The sequence below is a fragment of the Desulforhopalus sp. genome, from assembly GCA_030247675.1.
Classification (GTDB): domain Bacteria; phylum Desulfobacterota; class Desulfobulbia; order Desulfobulbales; family Desulfocapsaceae; genus Desulforhopalus_A.
This window is the reverse complement of record JAOTRX010000002.1, coordinates 175,325-199,788: the sequence shown is the minus strand read 5'-3', so window position 1 is coordinate 199,788 and position 24,464 is coordinate 175,325. Positions and strand designations below refer to the sequence as shown.

Annotated in this window: 23 protein-coding genes and 1 riboswitch; of the genes, 13 read left to right on the top strand and 10 right to left on the bottom strand. The window is 57.3% G+C overall.

The annotated features are described in order from the left end of the window. Position 1 precedes the first annotated feature (1 nt). From OEL83_00945 to OEL83_00890, 12 genes are all read left to right on the top strand, one after another. A complete protein-coding gene (locus OEL83_00945; GenBank protein MDK9705589.1) occupies positions 2–511 on the top strand; it encodes a HyaD/HybD family hydrogenase maturation endopeptidase in 510 nt (169 codons plus the stop codon). A 2-nt stretch (positions 512–513) separates the two neighbouring features. Beyond that, complete coding sequence (locus OEL83_00940) at positions 514–861, top strand: hydrogenase maturation nickel metallochaperone HypA (protein ID MDK9705588.1); 348 nt, start codon at positions 514–516, stop codon at positions 859–861. A 143-nt stretch (positions 862–1,004) separates the two neighbouring features. Then, a complete protein-coding gene (hypB, locus tag OEL83_00935; GenBank protein ID MDK9705587.1) occupies positions 1,005–1,787 on the top strand; it encodes a hydrogenase nickel incorporation protein HypB in 783 nt (260 codons plus the stop codon). A 646-nt stretch (positions 1,788–2,433) separates the two neighbouring features. Then, positions 2,434–4,131: an ATP-binding protein gene (locus OEL83_00930; protein MDK9705586.1), complete on the top strand. Its 1,698-nt coding sequence runs from the start codon at positions 2,434–2,436 to the stop codon at positions 4,129–4,131. Next, positions 4,128–4,505 carry a response regulator gene (locus OEL83_00925; protein ID MDK9705585.1) on the top strand — a complete coding sequence of 126 codons (378 nt, stop codon included), beginning with the start codon at positions 4,128–4,130 and terminating at the stop codon, positions 4,503–4,505. Before OEL83_00930 ends, OEL83_00925 begins: the two co-directional genes overlap by 4 nt. Positions 4,506–4,513: 8 nt before the next feature. Then, positions 4,514–6,568 carry a response regulator gene (locus OEL83_00920; protein ID MDK9705584.1) on the top strand — a complete coding sequence of 685 codons (2,055 nt, stop codon included), beginning with the start codon at positions 4,514–4,516 and terminating at the stop codon, positions 6,566–6,568. Between the two features lie 53 nt (positions 6,569–6,621). Beyond that, a riboswitch (TPP riboswitch) is annotated at positions 6,622–6,719 on the top strand. Between the two features lie 81 nt (positions 6,720–6,800). After that, positions 6,801–6,998, top strand: a complete 198-nt coding sequence (thiS, locus tag OEL83_00915) for a sulfur carrier protein ThiS (GenBank protein ID MDK9705583.1) — start codon at positions 6,801–6,803, stop codon at positions 6,996–6,998. A 15-nt stretch (positions 6,999–7,013) separates the two neighbouring features. Then, positions 7,014–7,790, top strand: a complete 777-nt coding sequence (locus tag OEL83_00910) for a thiazole synthase (GenBank protein ID MDK9705582.1) — start codon at positions 7,014–7,016, stop codon at positions 7,788–7,790. A 4-nt stretch (positions 7,791–7,794) separates the two neighbouring features. Then, on the top strand, positions 7,795–8,910 hold the full coding sequence (gene thiH, locus OEL83_00905) for a 2-iminoacetate synthase ThiH (GenBank protein MDK9705581.1): 1,116 nt from the start codon (positions 7,795–7,797) through the stop codon (positions 8,908–8,910). Beyond that, positions 8,907–9,443, top strand: coding sequence for a sulfur carrier protein ThiS adenylyltransferase ThiF (gene thiF / locus OEL83_00900; GenBank protein ID MDK9705580.1), 537 nt, complete (start codon positions 8,907–8,909; stop codon positions 9,441–9,443). Before thiH ends, thiF begins: the two co-directional genes overlap by 4 nt. Next, complete coding sequence (gene thiE / locus OEL83_00895; GenBank protein MDK9705579.1) at positions 9,436–10,104, top strand: thiamine phosphate synthase; 669 nt, start codon at positions 9,436–9,438, stop codon at positions 10,102–10,104. Before thiF ends, thiE begins: the two co-directional genes overlap by 8 nt. Positions 10,105–10,272: 168 nt before the next feature. Continuing rightward, positions 10,273–10,728: a universal stress protein gene (locus OEL83_00890; GenBank protein ID MDK9705578.1), complete on the top strand. Its 456-nt coding sequence runs from the start codon at positions 10,273–10,275 to the stop codon at positions 10,726–10,728. A gap of 90 nt (positions 10,729–10,818) precedes the next feature. On the opposite strand, the gene OEL83_00885 is transcribed toward OEL83_00890, so the two are convergent. The 5 genes from OEL83_00885 to OEL83_00865 all read right to left on the bottom strand — a co-directional run bounded on the left by OEL83_00885 (position 10,819) and on the right by OEL83_00865 (position 18,644). Then, on the bottom strand, positions 10,819–11,268 hold the full coding sequence (locus OEL83_00885; GenBank protein ID MDK9705577.1) for a hypothetical protein: 450 nt from the start codon (positions 11,266–11,268) through the stop codon (positions 10,819–10,821). 99 nt (positions 11,269–11,367) lie between these two features. Further along, positions 11,368–13,485, bottom strand: a complete 2,118-nt coding sequence (pta, locus tag OEL83_00880; protein MDK9705576.1) for a phosphate acetyltransferase — start codon at positions 13,483–13,485, stop codon at positions 11,368–11,370. Positions 13,486–13,683: 198 nt separating this feature from the next. Then, positions 13,684–15,300, bottom strand: a complete 1,617-nt coding sequence (gene ftcD / locus OEL83_00875) for a glutamate formimidoyltransferase (GenBank protein ID MDK9705575.1) — start codon at positions 15,298–15,300, stop codon at positions 13,684–13,686. Between the two features lie 27 nt (positions 15,301–15,327). Then, positions 15,328–16,590 (bottom strand): imidazolonepropionase, encoded by a 1,263-nt coding sequence (hutI, locus tag OEL83_00870; protein ID MDK9705574.1) that lies wholly within the window; start codon positions 16,588–16,590, stop codon positions 15,328–15,330. Next, positions 16,587–18,644, bottom strand: coding sequence for a urocanate hydratase (locus OEL83_00865; GenBank protein ID MDK9705573.1), 2,058 nt, complete (start codon positions 18,642–18,644; stop codon positions 16,587–16,589). The genes hutI and OEL83_00865 overlap by 4 nt, the downstream gene beginning before the upstream one ends. Before the next feature lie 207 nt (positions 18,645–18,851). On the opposite strand from OEL83_00865, the gene hutH reads away from it, so the two are divergent. Next, entirely contained in the window at positions 18,852–20,390 is a 1,539-nt protein-coding gene (hutH, locus tag OEL83_00860; GenBank protein MDK9705572.1) for a histidine ammonia-lyase, read from the top strand. 46 nt (positions 20,391–20,436) lie between these two features. Here hutH and OEL83_00855 read toward each other — a convergent pair whose 3' ends face one another. The 5 genes from OEL83_00855 to selD form a co-directional block, all read right to left on the bottom strand. Then, positions 20,437–20,778 (bottom strand): cupin domain-containing protein, encoded by a 342-nt coding sequence (locus OEL83_00855; protein ID MDK9705571.1) that lies wholly within the window; start codon positions 20,776–20,778, stop codon positions 20,437–20,439. A gap of 188 nt (positions 20,779–20,966) precedes the next feature. Next, the gene (locus tag OEL83_00850; GenBank protein MDK9705570.1) at positions 20,967–22,229 is read right to left on the bottom strand and encodes a (Fe-S)-binding protein; all 1,263 of its coding nucleotides are present in this window, start codon (positions 22,227–22,229) and stop codon (positions 20,967–20,969) included. 23 nt (positions 22,230–22,252) lie between these two features. After that, positions 22,253–22,594: an IscA/HesB family protein gene (locus OEL83_00845; protein ID MDK9705569.1), complete on the bottom strand. Its 342-nt coding sequence runs from the start codon at positions 22,592–22,594 to the stop codon at positions 22,253–22,255. A 127-nt stretch (positions 22,595–22,721) separates the two neighbouring features. Continuing rightward, positions 22,722–23,333, bottom strand: a complete 612-nt coding sequence (yedF, locus tag OEL83_00840; GenBank protein ID MDK9705568.1) for a sulfurtransferase-like selenium metabolism protein YedF — start codon at positions 23,331–23,333, stop codon at positions 22,722–22,724. A gap of 31 nt (positions 23,334–23,364) precedes the next feature. After that, positions 23,365–24,432, bottom strand: a complete 1,068-nt coding sequence (selD, locus tag OEL83_00835; GenBank protein ID MDK9705567.1) for a selenide, water dikinase SelD — start codon at positions 24,430–24,432, stop codon at positions 23,365–23,367. Positions 24,433–24,464: the final 32 nt, after the last annotated feature.

Sequence of the window (24,464 nt, the reverse complement as noted above, 5' to 3'; positions counted from 1 at the left end):
CATGACCAAAGAGAAAAAAATAGGCATTGCCGGGGTCGGTAATTATATCGTTTCCGATGAAGGTTTTGGCGTCCATGTCGTCCATTATTTGCAGGAGCATTACGACTTTCCCGAGCAGGTAGAGATCCAGGATGTCGGTACCGCCGGCATTTATATGGCCCCCTTTCTGGAAGAATGCGATCCGATCTTTGTCATCGACGTGGTAGATATCGAAGGCGAGCCCGGGTCCTTTCATTTCTATGATTTGGAGGATGTTAAAGCTGGCAATTTCCAGACCCGTATGTCACCTCATCAACTTGGTTTCCTTGAGATTCTTGAAGTTTCAAAGCTTCGCGACCGTGCCCCGCAGCACGTCGAGTTCTATACGGTCATTCCCAAGAACCTTCACGACTCCATCGAACTCTCCGAGGAGGTGGCGGCGCGCAAGGTGGAGGTCGCCGAAATGATCCTGGCGCGACTTGCCGAACTCGGCGCAGCCGGTGTCCGCAAAACTCCGCTGGGGGCCGTCTAGCTATGCATGAGATATCACTCGTTCAGGGCCTTGTGCAACAGCTGAAGGAGCTGGCTGCAGAAAATCAGGCCACCAAGGTTATCAGTGTCACCATGGACATCGGCCCGTTATGCGGAGTGGTGGTCGATTCCTTCCAATTCGGATTTGATATCATCTCCGCCGAGGAAGAACTGATGCGCGGTGCCCAGTTGATAGTCAACGTCCCGCCGGTTCGTTATACCTGCACTGGCTGCGGCGACGTCCTGATAACCGCCGGCCCCCGGCCGGACTGCTGCCCGAAATGCCAAGAGCTGGCCCTATTCCCGGAGGGAGGCGACGACCTTATCCTCCGCCAGGTGGAAATGGAATAAGAGAGACTACGGAAACCTTGCCGGATCGATTTCGCTGATTTCGTACCGGCAATTCTTGACCAAACATATATGACGGGAAAATCCCTGCGTCGTGTGACAATGACGCTGTTACTCCATACACACCAATACGATGAGGTTCAATTATGTGCGATACCTGCGGTTGCCCCAGCCCCTCCGACCACAGCCACGATCATGACCACGACCATGGCCATAGCCATTCTCACACAAGCGGTCACAGCCACAGCAAGACGGTGGACGTCCATACCAGCCTTTTCGCCGCCAACGACGCCCTGGCCAGGGCCAACCGCGAGCACTTCAACGAGGTCGGGGCAGTCGCCCTCAATCTGATCAGCAGTCCCGGTTCCGGCAAGACCACCTTGCTAGAGCACACTATAGATGCCCTGCGCGGCGAGATCAAAATCGGCGTCATTGAAGGGGATATCGAGACCGAACGCGACGCCATGCGCATCAGGGCCAAAGGGGTGCCAGTCATTCAGCTCACCACCGGCGGCGCCTGCCATCTCGACGCGGCCATGACCCACAAGGGTTTTCACCGGCTGCAGAAAGAGCCGGGCGGCGAGGATATCGATCTGCTCTTTATCGAAAACGTCGGCAATCTGGTCTGCCCATCAACCTTTGATCTTGGCGAACATGAGCGGGTTGTCCTGGTTTCCGTACCGGAAGGACCGGACAAACCGGCAAAGTATCCGAAATCCTTCACCAGTTCCCACACCTTTGTAGTAACCAAAACCGATCTCCTCCCCTACTTTGACTTCCCCGTCCCCGAAGCGGTGGGCGACGCCCTGCGGCTCAATCCGAAACTTCGGACCATGAACCTCTCTTCAAAAACCGGCGAGGGTATGGATGTTTGGCTCAATTACCTGCGGGAACTGGTGGCCAATAAAAAGGCCGTAAAGCTCAAGTAACTGAACTCTCTAAGTTCCCAATCTCGAAGAGCCGTTACGAACCGCGCTGGTTATTTTCCAGCGATTTCGTCACGGCTCATACCATCCCCGGAAAACCGAGATAACGCCAATCCTGCCTGCCGTCAATCGCTGTTCCCCGTTGAAAAGGAGCCAGAGGGTCTCCTTGTACAGTCCTCAATCGGCGGCCGTTTCGCCTGTTGCAGCCATTCCTCTCTGCTCTCCCAGCCAACATTTAGCATAATAGAACAAGCCGCGGTGGAAAAAGGGATCGTCAGCCGCTTCATTTGAGCTTCGTGGATTTTCCTGAGTACTTGTCGTGGCAACTTGTCAACGAATCGTAAACAGCTCTTGGTGCAGCAGCAAAGACGTGTCAATGCCCCGACAATCGACATGACCTTGATTGACAGTTTTAGCGAAAAATCATAGGATCTTATTATCTCGCTGGAAATTCAGTTCTTGTTTTGCAAAGCATTACCACGGTAATCCACCCCCCCTGTGGGGATTTTATCTTGCGGAAATGCATATCGATTTTACCGAGACAATTTTCAGCGAAGGTTGATAGCCCCAAGCACGGGGGATCATTACGGGTTTCACCATTTGGGTACTCCGATTAAATAATTGGATAGGTTACCCGTGGAGAATTGCCATGGCACACCCCACAAGCCCAAACAGTCCGGCGCGGTACTTTCAAGTAATTCAACTGATCCTCCTTGTCTATTTGTGCATCTTCAGCCACCCGGCCAGCGCCGAGGTGGTTGGCAACCGGAAGGTGGTTGTTGGCATTTACGAAAATCCCCCGAAGGTCTTTACCAGCCAAGCCGGCAAGCCGACCGGCATCTTTGTCGACATCATCGAACACATCGCTAACGTCGAGGGCTGGGAACTGCAGTATCTCTCTGGTACCTGGGCCGAGGGCCTTGACCGTCTGACAAAGGGCCAAATCGATTTTATGCCCGACGTTGCTTATTCCGCTGAACGGCAGCACCTCTTTTCCTTTCACCGGGTGCCGGTGCTGTCCTCATGGTCTCAGGTATACGCCAAAAAAGGCAGTAAAATCCAATCAATCCTCGACCTCAACGACAAGAAGGTCCTGGTGCTCGAAGGTTCGGTGCAGCAAGAACGGTTCAGCCGCTTTGCCGGTGGTTTCGGGTTGACCGTAAGCCTTGCCACCACGCCGGATTATAAAACCATGTTCGAGGCCATGACCAGGGGTGAGGCCGATGCCGCCATCACCAATCGTTTTTACGGCCTCGCTCACGCCAAGGCCGCCGGGCTTGAAGATACCGCAGTGGTTTTCGATCCCTCCGATCTGTTCTTCGCCGCGCCGTTGAAGGCCGATAAAGAGCTACTCGATATTGTCGATCTCCATCTTACCAGTCTCAAAAAAGACTCGGAATCGGTGTATTACCGGTCACTGAAACAATGGCTCGCTGATGAGGTCAAATTCCAGATACCACTCTGGCTGAAGGTCTCCGGCTTTGTCGGCATAGGTTTCCTGCTTGCCAGCATAGTCGGTAGCTTTATTCTCAAGCACCAAGTCAATTTGCGCACCCGGGAACTGCGAATTGTCAACCAGGAGATGGAGCAGCGCATCATCCAGCGCACCGCCGAGTTGGCCGCCGCCATGGAAAAGGCCCAGGCTGCCGACAAGATCAAATCGGCCTTTCTCGCCACCATGTCCCACGAACTGCGAACGCCCCTCAACTCGATCATCGGTTTTACCGGCATCATGCTGCAAGGCCTCGCCGGCCCCCTCAATGCCGAACAGCAAAAGCAAATGGGCATGGTACAGAACAGTTCCCGCCACCTCCTGGCCCTGATCAACGATGTCCTTGATATCTCAAAAATTGAAGCAGGGCAGTTGAATCTTGCCATAACAACCTTCGATTTACGGCAGTCCATCGAGAAGATGGTTAAAGTGGTTTCACCCCTCGCCGATCAGAAAGGTCTGGCCATTGAACTGGCTATCGCTTCTGACATCGGCAACATCAACACCGACCAGCGCCGGTTGGAACAGGTCATACTCAACCTCCTCAGCAATGCCGTGAAATTCACCGAACAGGGCCATATCCACGTGTCCTGCCGGGGGGAAGGCGACACCTATGTACTGTCCTTTGCCGACACCGGTATCGGTATGCAGGCCGAAGAACTTATTAACATCTTCCAGCCGTTTCATCAGATAGACACCGGCCTTGCCAGGAAGCGCGAAGGGACCGGTCTTGGCCTGTCGATCTGCAAGAAGATCGTCGAGTTGATGGGCGGTTCCATCGATGTCGACAGCACCTGGGAGAAAGGCAGCATCTTTACCATCCGTATTCCCCGACAACTCGGAGATTTGTCATGAATAATAGACTGTTGATCATCGAGGATAACGACCAGAACCTCTACCTGATGCGATTTCTCCTGGAAAAAAGCGGTTTCGTGGTGATCGGGGCGGAGGATGGACGAACGGGGATTGACATCGCCCTGCGTTGCGACCCGCTGGCCATTCTTCTCGATATCCAGCTGCCGGAGATGGACGGCTACGCGGTCGCCACCGAACTGAAAAAACACCGCGAGCTTGATGCGGTACCGATTATCGCCGTGACCTCCTACGCCATGGTCGGCGACCGCGAGACCATCATGGCCGCCGGAGCCACCGGCTATATTGAAAAACCCATCAATCCGGAGACCTTTGTTGCGGAAATCATGAGTTGTCTACCAAAAACCGGTGAGTAAGGAGAAGCATGCGCATTTTGAACGTCGATGACCGGGAAGATAACCGTTACCTCGTGGAGGCATTGTTCCGCGGCAACGGTTATGAAGTGCATTCGGTCGCCAATGGAGCCGAGGCCCTCAGTCAGCTGGAGAGCAGTGACTTTCATGTGATCATCAGCGATATCCTCATGCCGGTCATGGACGGCTTCGAACTGTGCCGCCGGGTCAAAAAGGATGAACGGCTGCGAAAAATCCCCTTTATCGCCTATACCGCCACCTATACCGGCGCGCAGGATGAGGCCTTTGCATTGCAGATCGGGGCGGACCGGTTCATTGTCAAACCCTGCGAGCCGGATGTCCTTCTGTCAGCGGTTCGGGAACTGCTATCCTCTCCTGACACAGATACCCATGACCCAGCCTTTTCCCAGCCCGCGGAAGAGGAGGTGTTAAAGCTCTACAGTGAACGCCTGGTCCAAAAACTCGAACAGAAGATGCTGCAGCTCGAACAGGAAACTGCCACCTTACGGGCAACCCAGGAAGCGCTGCGCACTTCAGAGAAAAAATACCGCCGCCTGCACGAAAGCATGACCGACGGCTTCATCTTCTTCGATATGCTGGGAAATATCCTGGAAACCAATCAGTCCTTGTGTACGATGCTTGGCTACGGCGCCGAGGAACTTTCCCGGATGACCAATATCGACCTGACCCCGGAACAATGGCATGAATTTGAAAAGGATATTGTAATCAACCAAATCTTGCCCAATGATTTCTCCCAGGTTTACGAGAAAGAGTACATACGAAAGGACCGCACCATATTTCCTGTCGAACTGCGAACCTTCCTGGTACGCAACGACCAAGGCCTGGAAGAAGGAATGTGGGCAATTGTCAGGGACCTCAGCGACCGCAAGCGGGCCGAAAGGATCCGCAATGAGCTGGAAAACCAATTACATCAAGCGCAAAAAATGGAATCTGTAGGGCGCCTCGCCGGAGGGGTGGCCCACGACTACAACAATATGCTCAGTGTTATTCTCGGTTGCGCCGAGCTGGCCCTGAAAAAAACCGAACCCGGCTCGCCCTTGCACAGCGACCTGCAGGAGATATTTGACGCCGCAACCCGTTCAGCCAATATAACCCGGCAGCTATTGGCCTTTGCCCGCAAGCAGGCGATTTCCCCGCAAGTCCTCGATCTCAATGCGACCGTGGAGGGAGCGCTGAAGATCCTGCAGCGGCTGATCGGTGAGGATATCACCCTCGTGTGGCAACCGGAGATGAATCTCTGGCCGGTGAAGATCGATCCTTCCCAGATCGATCAGATTCTCGCCAATCTCTGTGTCAACGCCCGCGACGCCATCGAAGGTGTCGGCACCCTGACCATCGAAACCGCCACGACAGTTCTTGAACAGAACTTTTGTATCGCCCAGTCTGGGGTGTTCCCCGGTGACTACGTTGTTCTTTCGGTCAGCGATACCGGCTGCGGCATGACTCCCGACATCCTCTGTAAGATTTTCGAACCCTTCTTTACCACCAAGGAAATTGGCGAAGGAACCGGCCTTGGCCTGGCAACGGTATACGGCATCATCAAACAGAACCACGGCTGCATTACCGTAGCCAGTGAACCCGGCAAGGGAACAACCTTTACCATCTATCTGCCACGACATATGGACCCGATTGTCCAGGTAGCGGAGGAAAAAAAGAAATCCCCTGAACCCGGCCGGAGCGAGACCATTTTAATTGTCGAAGATGAAGCGGCAATTTTGCGTTTAGCCGGAAAAATCCTCAAAGATGCAGGATACACTGTATTGACGGCGGACAACCCCGCCGAGGCGATCGCCATCGCCCGTGACCATAGGAAATCGCTGCAACTGCTGATCACCGATGTGATCATGCCAAAAATGAACGGACGGGATCTAGCGGTGTTCCTCGCAAACGAAATCCCCGGCCTCAAATGCCTTTTCATGTCCGGCTATACCTCAAGCCTCATGACCAGGCAAAACGCCAACGAACAGGGAATATATTTCATTCAAAAACCATTTTCGCCGGAAGGTCTGACAATCATGGTAGGAGAAGTTTTAGCCGCTCCGTGAAGGTGGAATCTGCTGGCGTGGTTGACAAATCCTTCCGACTCTTTTATAGACATAGCTATCGCTAGGGGTGCAGTCTCTGCTGAGAGGAATCTTCCAACCCTATGAACCTGATCTGGATAATACCTGCGAAGGGAAGCGGCTAAGACGATGAACTCTGGTAAACCAGTTTTCCTGCTCATACGCCGCCTGTCCTTTTCCAAAGGGCAGGCGGCTTTTTTTTGGAGGACTTGCTATGGAGCTTGTTATCAACGGACAGCGAGAGATCTGTTCGGCCGGTACCGTTGACACATTGGTGGCGGACAAGGGGCTACCCCCCGAGTCGCTGGTAGTGGAGTTGAACGGGACCATCATCAGGCAAGCGGACTGGCCGGCCATCCGCTTACATGATGGTGATACACTTGAATTACTCAGTTTTGTCGGAGGAGGTTGAAGGATGATGGAAGATCTGCTGCACCTTGGAGATGTCGCTTTCAGTAACCGCCTGTTCACCGGCACCGGCAAGTTCGCATCCAATGCCCTGATCCCCAGGATGCTTGCTGCCAGCGGCTCACAGATGATCACCGTCGCCCTGCGCCGGGTCGACAACTCGGCCGGTTCGGAAAACATCCTGGCCCACATCCCCAAGGATGTCACCCTGCTGCCCAATACCTCCGGTGCCCGTACCGCCGGAGAGGCGGTGCGCATCGCCCGGATTGCCCGCGAGGCCGGTTGCGGCGATTTCATAAAGATCGAGGTGATCACCGACATGAAATACCTGATGCCGGATACCATCGAGACCCTCAGGGCCACTGAAATTCTCGCCGGGGAGGGCTTTGTCGTCCTCCCCTACATCCTGCCCGATCTGCCGCTGGCCAAAAGATTGGAATCGGCCGGGGCCGCGGCGGTGATGCCGCTCGGCGCTCCGATCGGCTCAAACCGGGGCCTGGAGACCCAGGCGCTGATCGCCCTACTCATTGAAAACTGCAAGGTCCCGGTGATTGTCGACGCCGGGATTGGCCGGCCTTCTCAAGCCGCGGCGGCCATGGAGATGGGCGCTGCCGCGGTCCTCGTCAATACCGCCATTGCCACCGCCAGCGACCCGGAGGCCATGGGCCGGGCCTTCGACCTGGCGGTCCGGGCCGGCCGGGCGGCCTATCTCGCCGAGATGGCCGAAATATCTGTTGCAGCCAGGGCCTCATCACCGCTAACGGGTTTTCTCTATGAAAACCGCTCGGAGAAATAACCGTATGTCACTGTATTCGATCATTGACCGCTACCGGGAAGTTGATTTTGCCGGTTTTTTTGCCGGGGTCACCGATGAAATGGTAGAACGCAGCCTGGCCAGGGACACGCTCAGCGCCAGCGACCTCCTCGTCCTCCTCAGCCCCAAGGCCGGTGAAGGCAGGTATCTTGAGGCAATGGCCCGAAAGGCCCAGCGCCTCACCGTCCAGCATTTCGGCAGGACAATCCAGCTCTTCATCCCTCTCTATATATCCAACTACTGCGCCAACCAGTGCGCCTATTGCGGCTTCAACCGCCGCAACCCCATCCACCGGCAAGTGCTCAGCCTGGCTGAGATCGAGACCGAGGCCCGGGCCATCGCCGCCACCGGCATGCAGCATGTGCTGATGCTGACCGGCGAGTCGCAAGCGCATACGCCGATGGATTACCTGACCAGAGCCGCCGAAATTTTGAAGCGGCACTTTGCCTCCGTGGCCATTGAGATCTTCCCGATGGATACCGCCGACTACCGCCGCCTGCAGGGAGTCGGCGTCGATGGCATGACCCTGTTCCAGGAGACCTACGACGAGGAGGTCTATGCCCGGGTCCATCTCGCCGGACGCAAGACCGATTACCACTACCGGCTGACCGCACCGGAACGGGGTGCCGCCGCCGGTTTTCGAATGATAAATATCGGCGCCCTGCTTGGTCTTGCCGAGCCGCGCCGGGAGGTCTTCTTCACTGCCCTGCATGGCCGCTATCTTGAGGACACCTTTCCGGATACCGAAGTTTCGTTCTCCCTGCCACGTTTTAACGAGGCGGAGGGCCATTTCCGTCCCGACTTTCAAGTAGATGACCGGGCCTTTGTCCAGTTCCTGACTGCCCTGCGCCTGTTCTCGCCGCGGGCCGGGATCACCATCTCAACGAGGGAAACCGCCGGTTTCAGGGACCGGCTGTTGGCATTGGGGGCCACCCGCTATTCGGCCGGCTCCAGCACCGGGGTCGGCGGCTATGCCCTGGGTCGGATCGCCGAAAATCGCCAGTTCGAGATCGCCGATGGGCGCAGCGTCACCGAGGTGGCGGCCATGATCATCGCCCACGGCTATCAGCCGGTATTTAAGGACTGGGATTCAATTCAATGAAAATAGGTATCGCCGGGGCCGGCGGGATTGGCTCGAACGTCGCCCAGATACTGGTGCGCAGCGGCCTCACCTCCCTGAAAATTATCGACTTTGACCGGGTGGAGGCAAGTAACCTCAACCGCCAGTTCTATTTCCATGATCAGATCGGTCGGCTGAAGGTGGAGATGCTGACTGAAAATCTCCGTCGCATCCGGCCGGATATACGGATCGAAACCATGACTACCCAGCTGGACGGAGGCAATTGCGCGACTCTCTTTACCGACTGCCAGCTGGTGGTCGAGGGCCTGGACCGGCAAACCGACAAGAAAATGCTGGTGGAATGCCTGGCGGGCAAAGAGCGGATAATCGTTTCAGCCTGCGGCATCGCCGGCTGCGACCTGGAGGGCATTCGCGTGCAGCGACTCGGCAACTGCTTTATTGTCGGCGATTTTTTGACTGACTGCGCGCAGGCACCGATCTTCCCCAGCAAGGTGCTGGCCGTCGCCTGCCGGATGGCTGAAATCATACAGAAAATTGTGAACGACTATGACTAATGCAAGGAAAGATACACCAGGGCTGCCACCGGGCATCTACGGCATTACCGCCGAAAAATATTCCCGTGGCCGCAGCAATATCGAGGTGGTACAGGCAATGATTGCCGGCGGTATCCGTATCATCCAGTACCGGGAAAAGCGCCCGGCAAAGAGCTTCGCGGCAATGTTTGCCGAATGCCGGGAGATACGTCGCCTGACCCTTGCGGCGGGCGTCCTCTTTATCGTCAACGATTATACCGATATCGCCCGGCTGGTCGATGCCGACGGGGTACATGTCGGTCAGGACGATCTGCCGGTGGCGGCGGTCCGTCAGCTCATCGGCCCGGACAAACTGATCGGCCTGTCAACTCACAGCCCGCAACAGGCCGCGGTGGCAGTAACCGCCGGTGCCGACTATATCGGCGTCGGCCCAATCTTTGCCACGACAACCAAAGACGATGTCTGTGCCCCGGTGGGCCTTGAATACCTGCAACACGTCGTTGCCTCCTGCCCCTTGCCTTTCGTAGCAATCGGCGGCATCAAGGAGTACAATATCCGTCAAGTAGCCGGCTGCGGGGCAAAGACAATCTGCCTGGTCACCGAAATCGTCGGGGCAAAGGATATAACCGCAACCTGTCGCAGGCTGCAGGATACCCTGGCCACCTCCGCCGTAGCAGGATAGCCCCACGGCCGTGAAGACAACGCAAAGGCAGAACTGCATTTGCGTGAATTTTCGTTGAAGAGCGTTTCTCAGACTGGTTATATTCGGAATTGTTGTTAGTGTCTCCTTTGTAGGGCGGCACCGGTCCCGGGAAAGGGAGAAAGGTCAGCAGAGGGCTCACAGAATGCCATGCAAAAAATCACAAATGAGCGGCACAATATGATAAAAATCCTCATGCCAATTGATGGCTCGGAGTATGCGGAACGGGCCGTGGTGCAGGTCCTTGACCTGATCAAAAGCGGTGCAACACTGGAAATTGTCCTCCTTAACGTGCAGCTTCCCATCGACTCCGGTCATGCCCGGATGTTTCTGACTCATGAAGAGCTGGAAAACTATCGTCAAGAGGAGGCCTTGTCAGCCCTGGCCGGAGTCCGTGCACTCCTTGATGCGGCGCAGGTGCCCTACTCCCATCACATCGCCGTCGGCCATCCGGCCGAGATCATCGTCAATTTTGCCCAGGAATCGCAGGTTGACAAGATCATCATGGGCACCCATGGCCGTGGCGCTATGCTGGAGGTCCTGCTGGGCTCAGTAGCCAACGAGGTCAGCCAAAAAGCAACCATTCCGGTATTTTTGATCAGCTAACATAATAGAATTACAGCAATATATCCGCTCATGCCTATAGCGACATATTCACCACACGCATTGCATTTCTAAGCCGCTAGCGGATCCTCTTCACATCTGAATGCTTTCTATCTTATTGATGTGTCTTCTTGTTTCCAAAACGAGCTTTTCTAAAATTTCCTTGGCTTTGGTGGACGTCGAGTCGAAATGACTAAAGACATCTCTTTCAATCAGTGATCGTTCCATCTCTCCAGCGTACCTAACCGCCTCGGCCAATGTCAGTTCTCCGTTCTCGGTTTTGAGAATAACCTTTTCCAGATAGTTGTTATACGCATCAATATCCTGGGTCTTGACCTTGCCCTCGGTAAAGACAATGAATCCTCTCTCTCCGGAATCAGCCAGTTGTTTCAACCAGCTCGCATGTTTCTGCTCGTCTCCGGAAAGGTCCTCAAAAAATTGGCAATACTGGGGGAACTGTTTGGCAAACAACCGATAGAGGTTCGCCAGCAGGAGCTCCTGCCATACCAATAAATTGATGATATTTTTCTCATTTGTATCCATCACTGCTCTCTCTTATTGCTAAGGGGTCTGTATTGATCGACAATGGGTTTTCGGCAGGCGATGCCTCCCCCGGCAAGGAGAGGGAACCACCATGACTTTCTAGTTTTTTCCCTTCTCGGCCGCGGCCTGGACCGCGGTGATCGCCACGGTGTTGACGATATCCGGTATCAGACAGCCACGGCTCAGGTCGTTCACCGGTTTTTTCAGACCCTGGAGGATCGGGCCAACCACTACCGCCCCCGCCGACCTTTGCACCGCCTTGTAGGTATTGTTGCCGGTGTTGAGGTCGGGGAAGATAAACACCGTTGCCCGACCGGCCACCTTACTTTCGGGCATCTTGGTCCTGGCAACCTCCATATCCACCGCCGCATCATACTGAATCGGCCCCTCAATCTCCAGGCCGGGGTAGAGGGTCTCCGCCTTGTTCCGGGCTATTTCCGTGGCCTTGCGCACCTTTTCTACCTGCTCGCCCTTGCCGGAGTTTCCCGACGAATAGGACAGCATCGCCACCAGCGGTTCAATACCGAACAGCGCCGCCGTTTTTGCCGAGCTGATGGCAATTTCCGCCAACTGTTCGGCGGTGGGATCAGGGTTCACCGCGCAGTCGCCGTAGGCCAGCACCCGATCGTTCAGGCACATCAGCATAACGCTTGAAACAATTGAACATTCCGGTTTGGTCTTGATAAACTGGAAGGCCGGACGAATGGTGTCGGCGGTGGTATGTTTCGCCCCGGAAACCATGCCGTCGGCGTGGCCTTTGTAGATCATCATGGTGCCGAAGAAATTCATGTCGGCCATGATATCGACGGCGCTGTCCCTGGTAACCCCTTTGTCCTTGCGCAGCTGATAATAGGTCTCGACATAGTCTTCGTACCAGCGCGAGGTCTTCGGATCGATGATGGTCGCCTTATCAAGATGCAGACCAAGATTGCGGATACGGTCTTCAATTTTGCATTCCGAACCAAGCAGGGTGATATCAACCACCTCCCGGCGCAGAAGGATCTCCGCCGCCTGGAGGATGCGGTCGGTCTCCCCTTCCGGCAAAACGATATGCTGTTTGTGGATCTTGGCACGCTGCAGCAGCCGGGACTCGAACATCTTCGGGGTGACGATGGTCGTCTTGGTCTTGATGATCCGGTCGCTCAACTCATCCATGTTGACGTGCTTTTCAAAGACCGCCAGGGCCTGGGTGATTTTCCGGGTGTTGTCGGGGGTAATGAAGGCATGCATGGTATCGACCCGGATTGCCGCCTGAAAAGTATTTTCGTTGACCGCGATGATCGGTACCGTATCCGGAAAACCCTCGATGACCATTTGCACCGGCGCCTCCGGGACCAGGCCACCGGTCAGCATGATACCGGAGATCCTCGGCATGGTATTCGACTGCAGGGCGGCCAGGCAGGCGAGAATGACATCGGACCGGTCGCCGGGGGTAATCACCAGGGCGCCATATTCGATCCGGCCGAGGAGATTGCGCAGCTGCATGGCGGCAATCATAAAGCTGCGGACATGGCGGGTAAGATTCTGCTCACCGTAGAGGATTTCGGCATTGAGAAGCCTTGCCACCTCGCCGACCGAAGGGTTGCCGAGGCTGTCATTGTTAGGAATAACATAGACCAGGCCTTTCGCCGGTATCTGCTCCTCGACAAGCCTGGCCTTGACCTTCTCGACCGATTCCGGATGAACGCGGTTGATGATGGTGGCGAGGAGATCACAGCCGCGATCATCAAGCGATTCGTGGTACACCTTGATGGAACGGATAAGCTCATCGACCCCTTTCATCTTGGCACCGGCCACCAGCAGTACCGGACAACCAAGGTTGTTGCTGATCTCGACATTCATATCAAAATCGAAGGAGGAGGCCGCTCCGCCCATCTCAAGGCCCTCACAGAGCACGAAATCGGCCTGTTCGGCAAGTGCATTATATTTGTTCAGTATTCCCTCATGCAATTCGGCATTTTTGCCCATGGCGATAAGCTGATTCGCCTCCGTCATCGTATAGGCATACATTTCCTCATACTTGGTACCGAGATGAAACTGGCTTTTGATAAGGTTGATGGTGTTGTCCCGCTCACCGGCGCTGTGATCGGCATCGATCAACGGCCGGAAAAACAGCACCTTTTTCACATTGCGGGTCAAAAGTTCCATGAGACCAAGGGTTACAGCCGATTTGCCGCTGCGCGGCCCGGTGCCGGCAATAAACAGATTTTTTGACATGATTTTCTCTTAAAATGAGTCTCTTACAGAATAGGTAAGATCCCTTGCAGCTATTTCTCCATGAAGAGACGAGGAAATAAAGGGATGCAGGTTCGAGGCGACATAATGGTATCACTTCGCGCCGGAGTCAATGAAAACCTTCTATGCAAGCGAAAATGGCTGGGCCGCCTTTGCAAGGCAACCAGCACTCCTGAGCCGTCACGGACCGGCAAGATTTCTCAGGACCTCGGAGCATTTTTCGCCCGCCCGGTTCAGGAGGTGCTCCGCCTCGGCAAGGACCCCTTCCCGGTAGGTCAGGTCGCTAATCTCCGCCAGATTGATGCGGACATTCTGATACGCCCCCCAGATGCCGGTTTCAAGGGCCCGGGCGCCGACCTGGATATCGGAACGGGACGCCGGATTGCCGTAGCGGGCAACGATGCAGAGGCTGTCCCAGCCACTGTCGCCAAGGCGCATGAGATTTAGCGGCACCTGGATTGCGGTTTTCAATCCGGCCTGCATTTTGGCGATCCGGGCACTCTTCTCCTCCTCGGTAATTTGCGGCATGCGCATGCCTTCCATATAGCCATTAAAGGCGGAGGTATCGGCATCGATCAGGGGGATGAGGCGGCGGGTCAGGTGGTGAAGCACCGGGATGACCATTTCCATCTGCGGCTGCACGGCCTCAAATCGTCTGCCGCCATGAGTCAGCTTGGCGACCATCGACCCCAGGGCCACGCCCATGGCGGCGATGGCCGCCGATGCGGAACCGCCGCCGGGGGCGGAAGAACGGGCGCCGATCTCCTCGATGAATCCGCGGACACTCATCCCGGCCAGCGGTTCGTTCGGTTTTTCCGCCACCCGGTAATCGATGATTTTGTCCTGCGGCTGAAACAGGGAGATCGAGCTAAGGCCAAGCCGGTCGATGGCCAGGCGAAGTTTTTGATCTTCCTCGTAAATAAAGAGTTTTTCCTTCTCAATATAAAAATCGGCGGCCATGAGGAGCGCCTCCAGCGGCACCAGACCGACAATCTCCGAACCGGCCACACCGACCTTCAGGGCCTCCGCCTCCCGCTTCACCGCCTCGAAGAGGACATGGATCGGCGTTACCCGGTAGTCGAGGAGATTGACGGTGACCTGGGCCATATTGTACTCCTCGACGAACCAGCCCATTCCCTTCACCTCCTTCAAAAGACCGGGGGCATCATCACCCCGACCCGCCTCGCGCAGGTTGAGGGCGATGCGGTGGGCCTGGTTCGGCGTCCCGAGGATATTGACGTTATAGGCAATAAGAAAGCTCCTCGCCCCGGTGGCGGTCGCTCCCCAGCCGGCAACGAACTCGGCGGGGCCGTAATCCGGTTGCCACCGCGGGTCTTTCACCCGTTCCACCAAGCCCTCATATTCGCCGTGCCGCAGATCAGCGAGACGGCGACGGTAGGCATGGCTTGCCGCTGCCTCGTAGAGATAGACCGGTACACTCAGTTCCTCGGCGAGCCTTCCGGCAAAATCCTTGGCAATCGCCACGCACTCGGCCATGGTCACCCCGGCCACCGGCACAAAGGGACAGACATCAAGGGCCCCGAAACGCGGATGTTCCCCCTGGTGGTTGCGCATATCGATTCGCCCGGCGGCGACCCGGGCGGCGGCAAGCGCCCCGAGGACAACACTTTGCGGATCGCCGACGAAGGTATACACGGTGCGGTTGGTTGACTGTCCGGCATCGACATCGAGGAGGGTACAGCCCTTGGTGTCGGCGATGGCCTTGCCGATGGCGGCAATGGTCTCGTCGTTTTTTCCCTCCGAGAAATTCGGTACGCATTCAACTATTTTCCGCATGTCTCACTCCGCTAATCCTCTATTTTTTCAACAAGCTCCGGCAGCAAAGACCTGCCTGCCGTTTTTATATACCGCTGCTATCGGTGCAACTCCTGCGTGGTAGGCGAGAATGGCCGGGGTCTCGCCATCGAGGAGAAGAAAATCGGCCTGTTTCCCTGGGTCGAGGCTACCGACCTGCCCCGCCATGCCGATGCCGTAGGCGGCGTTTAAGGTGGCGGCGGTCAGCGCCTCGGCTGGACTGAGTCCCATATTGAGAACTGCCAGGCCAATGACAAAGGGCATCGATTCGGTGAGGCTTGAGCCCGGATTACAGTCGGTGGCCAGGGCCACGGGTAGTCGCCTGTCAATCATCAGCCGCGCCCGGGCATAGGGTTTCCGGAGGCTGTAGGCGGTTGCCGGCAGGAGAACGGCCACCACCCCGGCAGCGGCCATCGCCACGAGGTTTTTTTCGCCGGCGGCCAGAAGGTGATCGGCAGACAAGGCGCCAAGTTCGGCGGCAAGCCCGGCCCCACCGAGGTCGTGCACCTCATCGGCATGGAGTTTGACCAGAAGACCGGCGTCTTTTGCCGCTTGCAAAATGCGGCGACTGTCGGCCAGCGAGAAGACCCCCTGCTCGCAGAACACATCGCAAAACCTGGCGATACCCTGTGCCTTTACCGCCGGCAGCATCTCCTGTATCAGCAGATCGACAAAGGCACCGGGATCATCCCGGTACCTCTCGGCAACGGCATGGGCACCAAGAAAGGTGGCGACCACATCGACCGGACAAGTCCCCGCCACCCGGTGTATTACCCGGAGCATCTTCAACTCGTTTTCCGTATCGAGTCCATAGCCACTCTTAATCTCCAGGGTCGTCGTACCGAGGCTGAGGGCGATCTCGACACGCCGGAGGGTCGCGGCATACAGCTCTTCCTCCGTTGCCGCGGCCACCGCCCGGACGGTCGCAAGAATTCCGCCGCCCTGCCGGAGAATCTCCAGATAATGGGTGCCGTCCAGGCGCTGGATGAATTCCGCCTCGCGCAGACCAACAAAGCACATATGGGTATGCGGATCGACAAAACCGGGAATCAGACACCTGCCGCCGCAGTCGACCTCGTCTCTCTCCTCGCCACCCGGCAACTGAGAGGCAAGCTCGGCTTCATGGCCGACAGCGACGATCCTGCCACCCTCGACCAGCATCGCCCCGTGCCGGTAATATGCCAGTTCGCCCTGGGCTTTGCCGCCCCGCGGCCGCCCCTGGTCCACCGGCGTGTATATCCTGGCGTTACGAAACAGCTGCTGGACGGTCATCGATCTCCTCCGCATCCCTTACCCTGAAACTCGGCAAATAGTGCCGCCACCGCCTGTGTTACCCGGCCGTCTTCCGCCAGAAAGGGGATGGTGATCTGGTCGCCATTGCCGTTATCCCGGTTGTAGGCCATCGCCACCTCCATGGCATTGGGATTGCGCGCCCAGCTGCGCCGGGCAACACCGCCCATGACATCCCAGGACATGGCGGTGCGGAGGATGTCGTCGACGCGGCTGCTGCCGTCGAGCACCATACCGAAACCACCGTTGATCGCCTTGCCGATGCCGGTGCCGCCGCCGTTATGCAGGGCGACCATGGTCATCCCCCGGGCGGCGTTGCCGGCAAAACAGTGGGTGGCCATGTCGGCGCAGACATTGCTGCCGTCTTTAATATTGGCGGTTTCCCGGAAGGGTGAATCGGTGCCGCCCGGGTCATGGTGATCGCGGCCGAGCATGATCGGTCCGACCGCGCCGCGGCGCACCATCTCGTTGAATTGTAAGGCAATGGCCTTGCGGCCGTAGGCGTCGGAGTAGAGAATCCGCGCCTGGCTGCCGACCACCAGGTGGTTGGCCTCGGCATCCCTGATCCACAGGTAGTTGTCACGATCCTCCGGCCGACGCTCCGGATCGATGCAGGCCATGGCCGCCCGGTCGGTTTTGGCGAGGTCATCCGGCTTACCGCTCAGGCAAATCCAGCGGAACGGCCCGTAGCCGTAGTCAAAGAGAGGTCCCATAATATCCTCGAAATACGAGGGAAAGATAAACCCATCCTTGGCATCGACGCCGTTTCTGGCAATTTCTTTAACCCCGGCGTCAAACACCGCTTTGAGAAAGGCATTGCCGTAATCGAAAAAGTACGCCCCCTGGCCGACCAGTTTTTTAATCGCCTGAAAGTGGCAGCGAAGGCTTTGGTCGACGAGCTGGCGGAACTTCCCCCGATCGGTTGCCAGCATGGCGGTTCGTTCGGCAAAGGTCAGGCCTTGCGGGCAGTAGCCGCCGTCGTACACCACATGGCAGGATGTCTGGTCGGAAACGAGATTGACCGGAATTTGCCGGTCGCCGAGAAAGGTCAGGAGATCAACCACATTACCATGATAGGCGATGGAGGTGTTGGCCCTTTCGGCGACCGCCTTCTCGGCCAGTTGCAGCACCTCGCCGAGATCGCTGGAAACCCTGTCGACCCAGCCCTGGCGATAGCGGCTGTCGATCCGCGACATATCGACCTCGGCGGTAATCGACACGGCACCGGCAATCTTGGCAGCCTTCGGCTGGGCGCCGCTCATCCCGCCCAGGCCGGAGGAGACAAAGAGCAGGCCGGCGAGATTGCCGTCTCCGGCCACCCCGCACATCTTCCGCCCAGCGCCCAGCAAGGTGTTGTAGGTACCGTGGACGATGCCCTGCGGGCCGATGTACATCCAGCCGCCGGCGGTCATCTGGCCGTAGGAGGATACCCCCATCTGGGCGGCGATCTCCCAGTCATCCGGGTTGTCGTACAGGCCGACCATCAGGCCGTTGGTGATGATGACCCGCGGCTGGTCCGGGCTTGACTGAAAGAGTCCGAGGGGATGGCCGGACTGCACCACCAGGGTCTGCTCTTCGGTGAGGACCTGCAGGTATTTTTTAATGAGACGGAACTGCATCCAGTTCTGGCAAACGCTGCCGGTCTCGCCGTAGGTCACCAGCTCATAGGGGTAGAGGGCCACCTCGAAATCGAGATTGTTGTCGATCATCAGCTGGAAGGCCTTGCCGGCCAGGCAGTTGCCGGTATAGTCGTCGATCGGCCGTGCCTTGAGAGGGCCATGCGGTCGAAAACGATAACCGTAGATCCGCCCGCGACTTTGAAGTTCTGCTAGAAATTCCGGGATAAGGACTGGATGGTGCTGCTCCGGGAGGTAGCGCAGGGCGTTTTTCAGGGCTATCTCGGTCTGTTGTCTGGTCAGGCGAAAGCCGCGATCCGGGGCCCGGCGGATTGCCTCGTCAAACTCCTCCGGTTCCGGAAGGTCTTGATCCAGGCGCACCCGCATCGCCCCGGCTATCCGGCAATTGCTCCCCTCCATCTCCGCCTCCCATCCCGTCACTTGCAGAAACCGTTCAACTCCCGTGTCCGGTTATTCTATCATCGCCAAATTGTATATACAAGTAATTTACAATCAAGGATTTACGTTGCAGGTACCCCCTCTTTGCAGATACAATTGAGAGGGAAAAACCGGAGCGGGCGGCAGCCCTCCGGCGATGGATTTTTTAAAAAACCAAGGCGAGATATCATGACCTGGCAACTCCTCCTCACCCCCGGCCACCTCACCCTGGCACAGTTGCGCCGTATCGCCAAGCAGCCGGTGGCAATCAGTCTCGCCGAAAGCTGCAAAGGAAAGATCCAGGCCTCGGTGCAGACGGTCAGGACCCTCATCGACCAGGGGCGGGTTATCTACGGTATCAACACCGGCTTCGGCCTCCTGGCCAAAACCCTCATTCCCGACAACGAACTTGAACATCTGCAGCGCTCCATCGTCCTCTCCCATGCGGCTGGAGTCGGGGCCTTTATGGATGAATCAACGGTCCGGCTGATGATGGTTCTGAAAATCAACAGCCTCGCCAGAGGCTTTTCAGGCATTCGTCTGGAGGTTATCGAGGCCCTTATCCGCCTGGTGAACGCCGGTGTCTATCCGTGCGTGCCCCGCAAGGGCTCGGTTGGGGCGTCCGGCGACCTGGCACCGCTGGCCCATATGAGTACCGTCCTCCTTGGCGAAGGCGAGGCCTTCCATCGGGGACAGCGGATCAGCGGCAGGGAGGGCCTGGAATGCGCCGGACTCAGCCCGGTTACCCTCGGCCCAAAGGAGGGTCTGGCCCTGTTGAATGGCACCCAGGCCTCCACCGCCTTTGCCCTGGAAGGGCTCTTTGCCGCCGAGGATCTGTTCGCCGCGGCGGTAGTTTCCGGCAGCCTGTCAGTTGAGGCGGCGCTTGCCAGCCGCAACCCCTTTGACCCCCTTATCCACACCGTTCGCGGCCATAAGGCGCAGATCGATGTGGCGGCGATCTATCGCCGGCTCCTGGCGCATAGCGAGATCGAGATCTCCCATAAAAACTGCGAGGCGGTCCAGGACCCCTACTCCCTGCGCTGTCAGCCCCAGGTCATGGGCGCCTGCCTTACCCAGATCCGCAATGCCGCCGCGGTCATCGCCACCGAGGCCAATGCGGTCTCCGACAACCCCCTGGTCTTCACCAGAGAAAACGACATCCTATCGGGCGGCAATTTCCATGGCGAGCCGGTAGCCATGGCCGCCGACAATCTGGCTCTGGCTATTGCCGAGATCGGCGCCCTGGCGGAAAGGCGAGTGGCTCTGCTGATCGACGCCAACATGTCAAAACTGCCGCCCTTTCTTGTTGAAAAAGGCGGCCTCAACTCCGGCTTCATGATTGCCCAGGTCACCGCCGCAGCCCTTGCCAGTGAAAACAAATCCCTGGCCCACCCGGCCTCGGTGGACAGCCTGCCGACCTCGGCCAATCAGGAAGACCACGTCTCCATGGCCACCTTTGCCGCCAGACGCCTTGGCGAAATGGCCGAAAACACTGCCGGAATAGTCGCCATTGAACTGCTCGCCGCCTGCCAGGGCCTGGATTTCCGCGCCCCGCTAAAATCGTCGCCACTGCTTGAAGAGGCGAGGGCCCAGGTGCGAAGCATTGTTTCCTTCTACGACCACGACCGTTATTTTGCACCGGATATCCAGAAGGTCCAGGCGCTGGTCGAGGCCGGGGTTTTCAACACCCTGGTCGGCACATGGCTGCTGCCGAGTTTTGCCGAATAGGCCAAGGCCTGACTGGTATTTTGCAGCAAATCCGCTCTCTTCCACCTTATATCGAACCGGTACTGTCCGGTCCCGCCTGTCCAGGATGGAGGTGAACCGCCAGCCATATCGCCCCCTCCGAGGTCCGTCTGACGGTATGTGGTACACCGGCCGGCAGGAAGAGGTAATCGCCCGCTTGCAGCGCCAGCTCTTCACCGGCAACGTCCAGCTCCGCCTCCCCCTGTACCAGAAGAACCCACTCATCCTGCCCTTGAATGTATTCCTGCGGGCTGACTGCTGCCGAGCTGACGATACGTTCGACAACGAGATTTCTGTGGCGGAGAAGGGTCTCGAAACGCTCTCCCTCGGCAGGTGGTGCCACATCGGTAAAGAGATTGCTGATATGCATGCAAAAAACCCCCCAATGATATCTGCGGTGATGTATTCGCCGGTTCCGCCTCGCCGAGATCGTCTGCTGGTGTACTTTCACCAAGACCCGGGAATAACCTCGACTCCCCTGCAGCACTTACCAGTTACCCGGAAAAGGCTAAAACAGGCAACCAATTTTAGCCGCCACATGCAACCTTGATACGATGCCTATCGATATTTCCCCAGCCCTCTCTCCTGTGGGCATCTCGTGTTGCCTTGAGGTCTGACGAGGTGAGCGAGCAACCGGCCTTGCAGACGGCGGATGAGAACCAGCCGGTTCCAGTAGGTGGAAGGAGCCCGGGCGACCTTTGCCACGCCCTTACCGGCAGCATCCGGGAAAGCCAATAGATCGGCGAGATGCGTAACCGACCTATCGCGCCCTAGGCGACCTGCGCAGCCGGCGCAATAGGTGACAATCCGCTTGCCCGAGGCCTCGTCACAGCAAAGGTCTGCCCACTCCCTGGCCCGCCGCGGACTGACGGCGGCAACGCTGCCGCCCTCGCCGCAGCACAATGTCCTTTCGCCACTATGCTCCCTTTCCTCGACCGAGTAGCCCAGATCAGTGAGAATACGCCGCACCCCCTGCTGCGACGCCAGGTCATCGCGCAGGGCGCAGGGATCGTGGATGGTGATCGCAGCCGCTGCCACCGGGCGGGAGGTCGCGGTCTTCCCGGCAAGGTACTCATACACCGTGTGCACGGTAAGACCCTGGCCGTACTGCCGGAAGATTTTTGTGCAGTTAGGACAGGCAGTTACAACGGCTCGTACCCCCGACCACAGCAGCCGCTCGTGAATTCTGTCAAAGGCCCGGTGAAAACTGGCGGTGCGACCGAGATCGTGGGAGGGGCTGGCGCAGCAGGCAAACACAATGCCGATGCCGGGGATACCCCGGCGAAGCTGATGAAACAGCCATTTAGTTGCCGCCGGACGGCTGCCCGGCAGGGTGCACCCCGGGAAAAACACGGTGTCGCAGCCATCCGCCAGGCCATACCAGGAAAACAGAGAAGAGTTGCCGAGAAATTCGTAGCCGAGAATAGTGCGGTAGGGAAATGCCCGGAAATTGCCGTCCTCGACACACCTTCTGCGGATTTCGAGGAACAGGCGGCAGGGATCGAGTTTTTCCGGACAGACGGCGGTACACAGCCCACACAGGCTGCACTGATAGGCAAGGCCTTGGGCGGCGGGCGAGGCAAGGTCATATCCGTCAACAATGCTCTTTGGTGTGCCGTATTCCCTCAGCAGCGAGCATGCCTTGGAACAGATGCCGCACTGGCTGCAGTGCGCGCCAATCTTCCACTGCAGTGAGGCCAGCGATGCGGGACCAGGTAGGGCATGGGAGCCGCACCCTGCCGCTTTATTCCTCCACCTGCCAAACCAACCGCAAATCCGCCGCACAACTGGCGACAGGATACCGGCCGCCGGGAATATCACGCGCAACGGGCGCCCCGGCCCTGTCAGCAGCCGCATCCCCCGGAACCACAGGATCCGGAGCTGCAGCCACCACCGCTTTGGGGAAGAGGGTTTGCGGAACTGATACTGAAGCCGGAACGGCTCCCGGCATCGACATAGTCGATGGTGATGCTGCCGCATTGCTGTAGCAGCGTCTTTTCAATGAGAAAGGTCAGATCATGGCATTTAAACTGCTCGTCCAAGGGTTTTTCTTCGTCAAGGGCCAGGCCTAGGGAGGGGCCGGAGCAGCCCCCTTGCATCATCATCACCCTGAGGGCCGAGGTGATATTATTGTCATTTAAGTATCCCACCAGTTTTTCATTTGCCAATTCGGTCACATCGATCATGATTCCTTCCTTTTTGGGCCAGTTGATATTTATTGGTATTTAAACCTCCGCCGGTCCTCCCACAACGGAGGGCCGATTGCCGGACACACAAAACATAACTATCTGTTTTTAAAATTAATTTACACTGTCAACCAACAGTGATCACCTTGTCGGCGAACTGCATGGCTGTAACGATATCGAGCATATTGGTAGTTGCACCGACCTTTTTCCGCGCGGTCAACTGGAAGTGCTCCAGGCAGGTGCCACAGGCGAGGATAATGACGCCAAGTCTCTCGTATTCCTGCAGTTCGGTGAGAACCGGCGAGGTGTCGATGGTCAGCTGTACACCGCTGTTGACAAAGATCAGCTGCCACAGGTCACCTGCCATTTCCTTGAGGGTTTTAAGGTAGTTGACCATGAGCTTGCCACCGAGGCCCTCATCGCCATGACCGAGCTGTGATGCGGTGACAAGGACAAGAATCTTCGTCCGGGCTTCGGCCACTGGGGCAGGCTTCGCCTCAGATCCCATCACCGACCGACCGCCTTCCCTATGCCGTGCCAGCAGGTGAAACTCTCCGTTTGTTTCTTCCTCCGTCACCAGATACTGGTGAGTCCCAAGGAAGCGCGCAACATTCTCGCACGAGGCGGCGTTGTCGACGAGAACCAGCAGTTCGGCCGGCTGCTCTTTCTCCACGAAGTCCTTGACCATCAGCACCGGCGCCGGGCAGGTGAGTCTTCGGGCATCAAGACGTTTTGCCATGTTTACGACTCCTTAACGATTTCTCCGTCGTTCATCTCTTGCCAAGAGACAAGTAAATTTTCTCTTCTTTTCCACTTGTTACATGACCAATACACCCTGCATCGGTAATACCCGCATCATGCAGGCGCTCAATCAGAAAACCGGCTTCCTTGTCCGGACAGCCGATGAGCAGGCCCCCCGATGTCTGCGGGTCAAACAGTACGTCACGAAAAACCGGATCGAAATCCTCTTCATATTCAACCATCTTCTGGCGAAACAGTCGGTTCTTATGGGCGGCGGCCGGGACCATGCCCATGGCGGCAAATTCCAGCGCCTCGGGGATGACCGGTACCGCCCGGCAGTCAATCTTCATCCCGAGACCCGTGCCGGCGATCATCTCGGCGAGGTGGCCAAGAAGTCCGAAGCCGGTGATATCGGTACAGGCGGATACCGGAAAACCGGCCATGACCTCAGCGGCATATTTATTCAAAGTCGCCATCAGGTCGGTTACCCGACGCTGGGTATGCGGGGCAACCAGACCGCCCTTGGTGGCGGTGCTGATTATGCCAGTACCCAGAGCCTTGGTGAGAATAAGGTAATCACCGCTCCGCAGGCCCTGGTTGGCCAATATCCTGCCGGGATGGACAAAGCCGGTAATCGCCAGACCATACTTCATCTCCTCGTCAACGATGCTGTGCCCGCCGAGAAGTACCGTTCCGGCCTCGCGCAACTTGTCCAGACCACCGGCGAGGACCGCGCGGAGGATAGCGCCGTCGAGGGTTCCCACCGGGAAAGCGACGATGTTTAACGCCGTCTTTGGCACGCCCCCCATGGCGTAGACATCGGAGAGGGCGTTGGCGGCGGCTATCCTGCCGAAGTCATACGGGTCATCGACAATCGGCGTAAAGAAATCGACGGTCTGGATCAAGGCCAGCTCGTCGGAGATCCTGTAGACCCCGGCATCGTCAGCGGTCGCCAGGCCGATGAGGACATTTTCGTCGGTCGGGATAGCCAGCCCACACAGTATGCTCTCCAGGTCCCCCGGAGAAATCTTTGCGGCTCATCCCGACCCCTTGACCCTGCTGGTCAGCTTGATCGTTTTGAAATCTCGTGCATTCATGGTGATTGTAGTTCGTTATCGAATGGTCAGCG

Excerpts from the sequence above, each read along its gene's own strand:
- OEL83_00945 (MDK9705589.1), top strand. The coding sequence starts at position 2 with ATGACCAAAGAGAAAAAAATAGGCATTGCCGGGGTCGGTAATTATATC.
- OEL83_00940 (MDK9705588.1), top strand. The coding sequence starts at position 514 with ATGCATGAGATATCACTCGTTCAGGGCCTTGTGCAACAGCTGAAGGAG.
- hypB (MDK9705587.1), top strand. The coding sequence starts at position 1,005 with ATGTGCGATACCTGCGGTTGCCCCAGCCCCTCCGACCACAGCCACGAT.
- OEL83_00930 (MDK9705586.1), top strand. The coding sequence starts at position 2,434 with ATGGCACACCCCACAAGCCCAAACAGTCCGGCGCGGTACTTTCAAGTA.
- OEL83_00925 (MDK9705585.1), top strand. The coding sequence starts at position 4,128 with ATGAATAATAGACTGTTGATCATCGAGGATAACGACCAGAACCTCTAC.
- OEL83_00920 (MDK9705584.1), top strand. The coding sequence starts at position 4,514 with ATGCGCATTTTGAACGTCGATGACCGGGAAGATAACCGTTACCTCGTG.
- thiS (MDK9705583.1), top strand. The coding sequence starts at position 6,801 with ATGGAGCTTGTTATCAACGGACAGCGAGAGATCTGTTCGGCCGGTACC.
- thiH (MDK9705581.1), top strand. The coding sequence starts at position 7,795 with ATGTCACTGTATTCGATCATTGACCGCTACCGGGAAGTTGATTTTGCC.
- thiF (MDK9705580.1), top strand. The coding sequence starts at position 8,907 with ATGAAAATAGGTATCGCCGGGGCCGGCGGGATTGGCTCGAACGTCGCC.
- thiE (MDK9705579.1), top strand. The coding sequence starts at position 9,436 with ATGACTAATGCAAGGAAAGATACACCAGGGCTGCCACCGGGCATCTAC.
- OEL83_00890 (MDK9705578.1), top strand. The coding sequence starts at position 10,273 with ATGCAAAAAATCACAAATGAGCGGCACAATATGATAAAAATCCTCATG.
- OEL83_00885 (MDK9705577.1), bottom strand. The coding sequence starts at position 11,268 with ATGGATACAAATGAGAAAAATATCATCAATTTATTGGTATGGCAGGAG.
- pta (MDK9705576.1), bottom strand. The coding sequence starts at position 13,485 with ATGTCAAAAAATCTGTTTATTGCCGGCACCGGGCCGCGCAGCGGCAAA.
- ftcD (MDK9705575.1), bottom strand. The coding sequence starts at position 15,300 with ATGCGGAAAATAGTTGAATGCGTACCGAATTTCTCGGAGGGAAAAAAC.
- hutI (MDK9705574.1), bottom strand. The coding sequence starts at position 16,590 with ATGACCGTCCAGCAGCTGTTTCGTAACGCCAGGATATACACGCCGGTG.
- OEL83_00865 (MDK9705573.1), bottom strand. The coding sequence starts at position 18,644 with ATGGAGGGGAGCAATTGCCGGATAGCCGGGGCGATGCGGGTGCGCCTG.
- hutH (MDK9705572.1), top strand. The coding sequence starts at position 18,852 with ATGACCTGGCAACTCCTCCTCACCCCCGGCCACCTCACCCTGGCACAG.
- OEL83_00855 (MDK9705571.1), bottom strand. The coding sequence starts at position 20,778 with ATGCATATCAGCAATCTCTTTACCGATGTGGCACCACCTGCCGAGGGA.
- OEL83_00845 (MDK9705569.1), bottom strand. The coding sequence starts at position 22,594 with ATGATCGATGTGACCGAATTGGCAAATGAAAAACTGGTGGGATACTTA.
- yedF (MDK9705568.1), bottom strand. The coding sequence starts at position 23,333 with ATGGCAAAACGTCTTGATGCCCGAAGACTCACCTGCCCGGCGCCGGTG.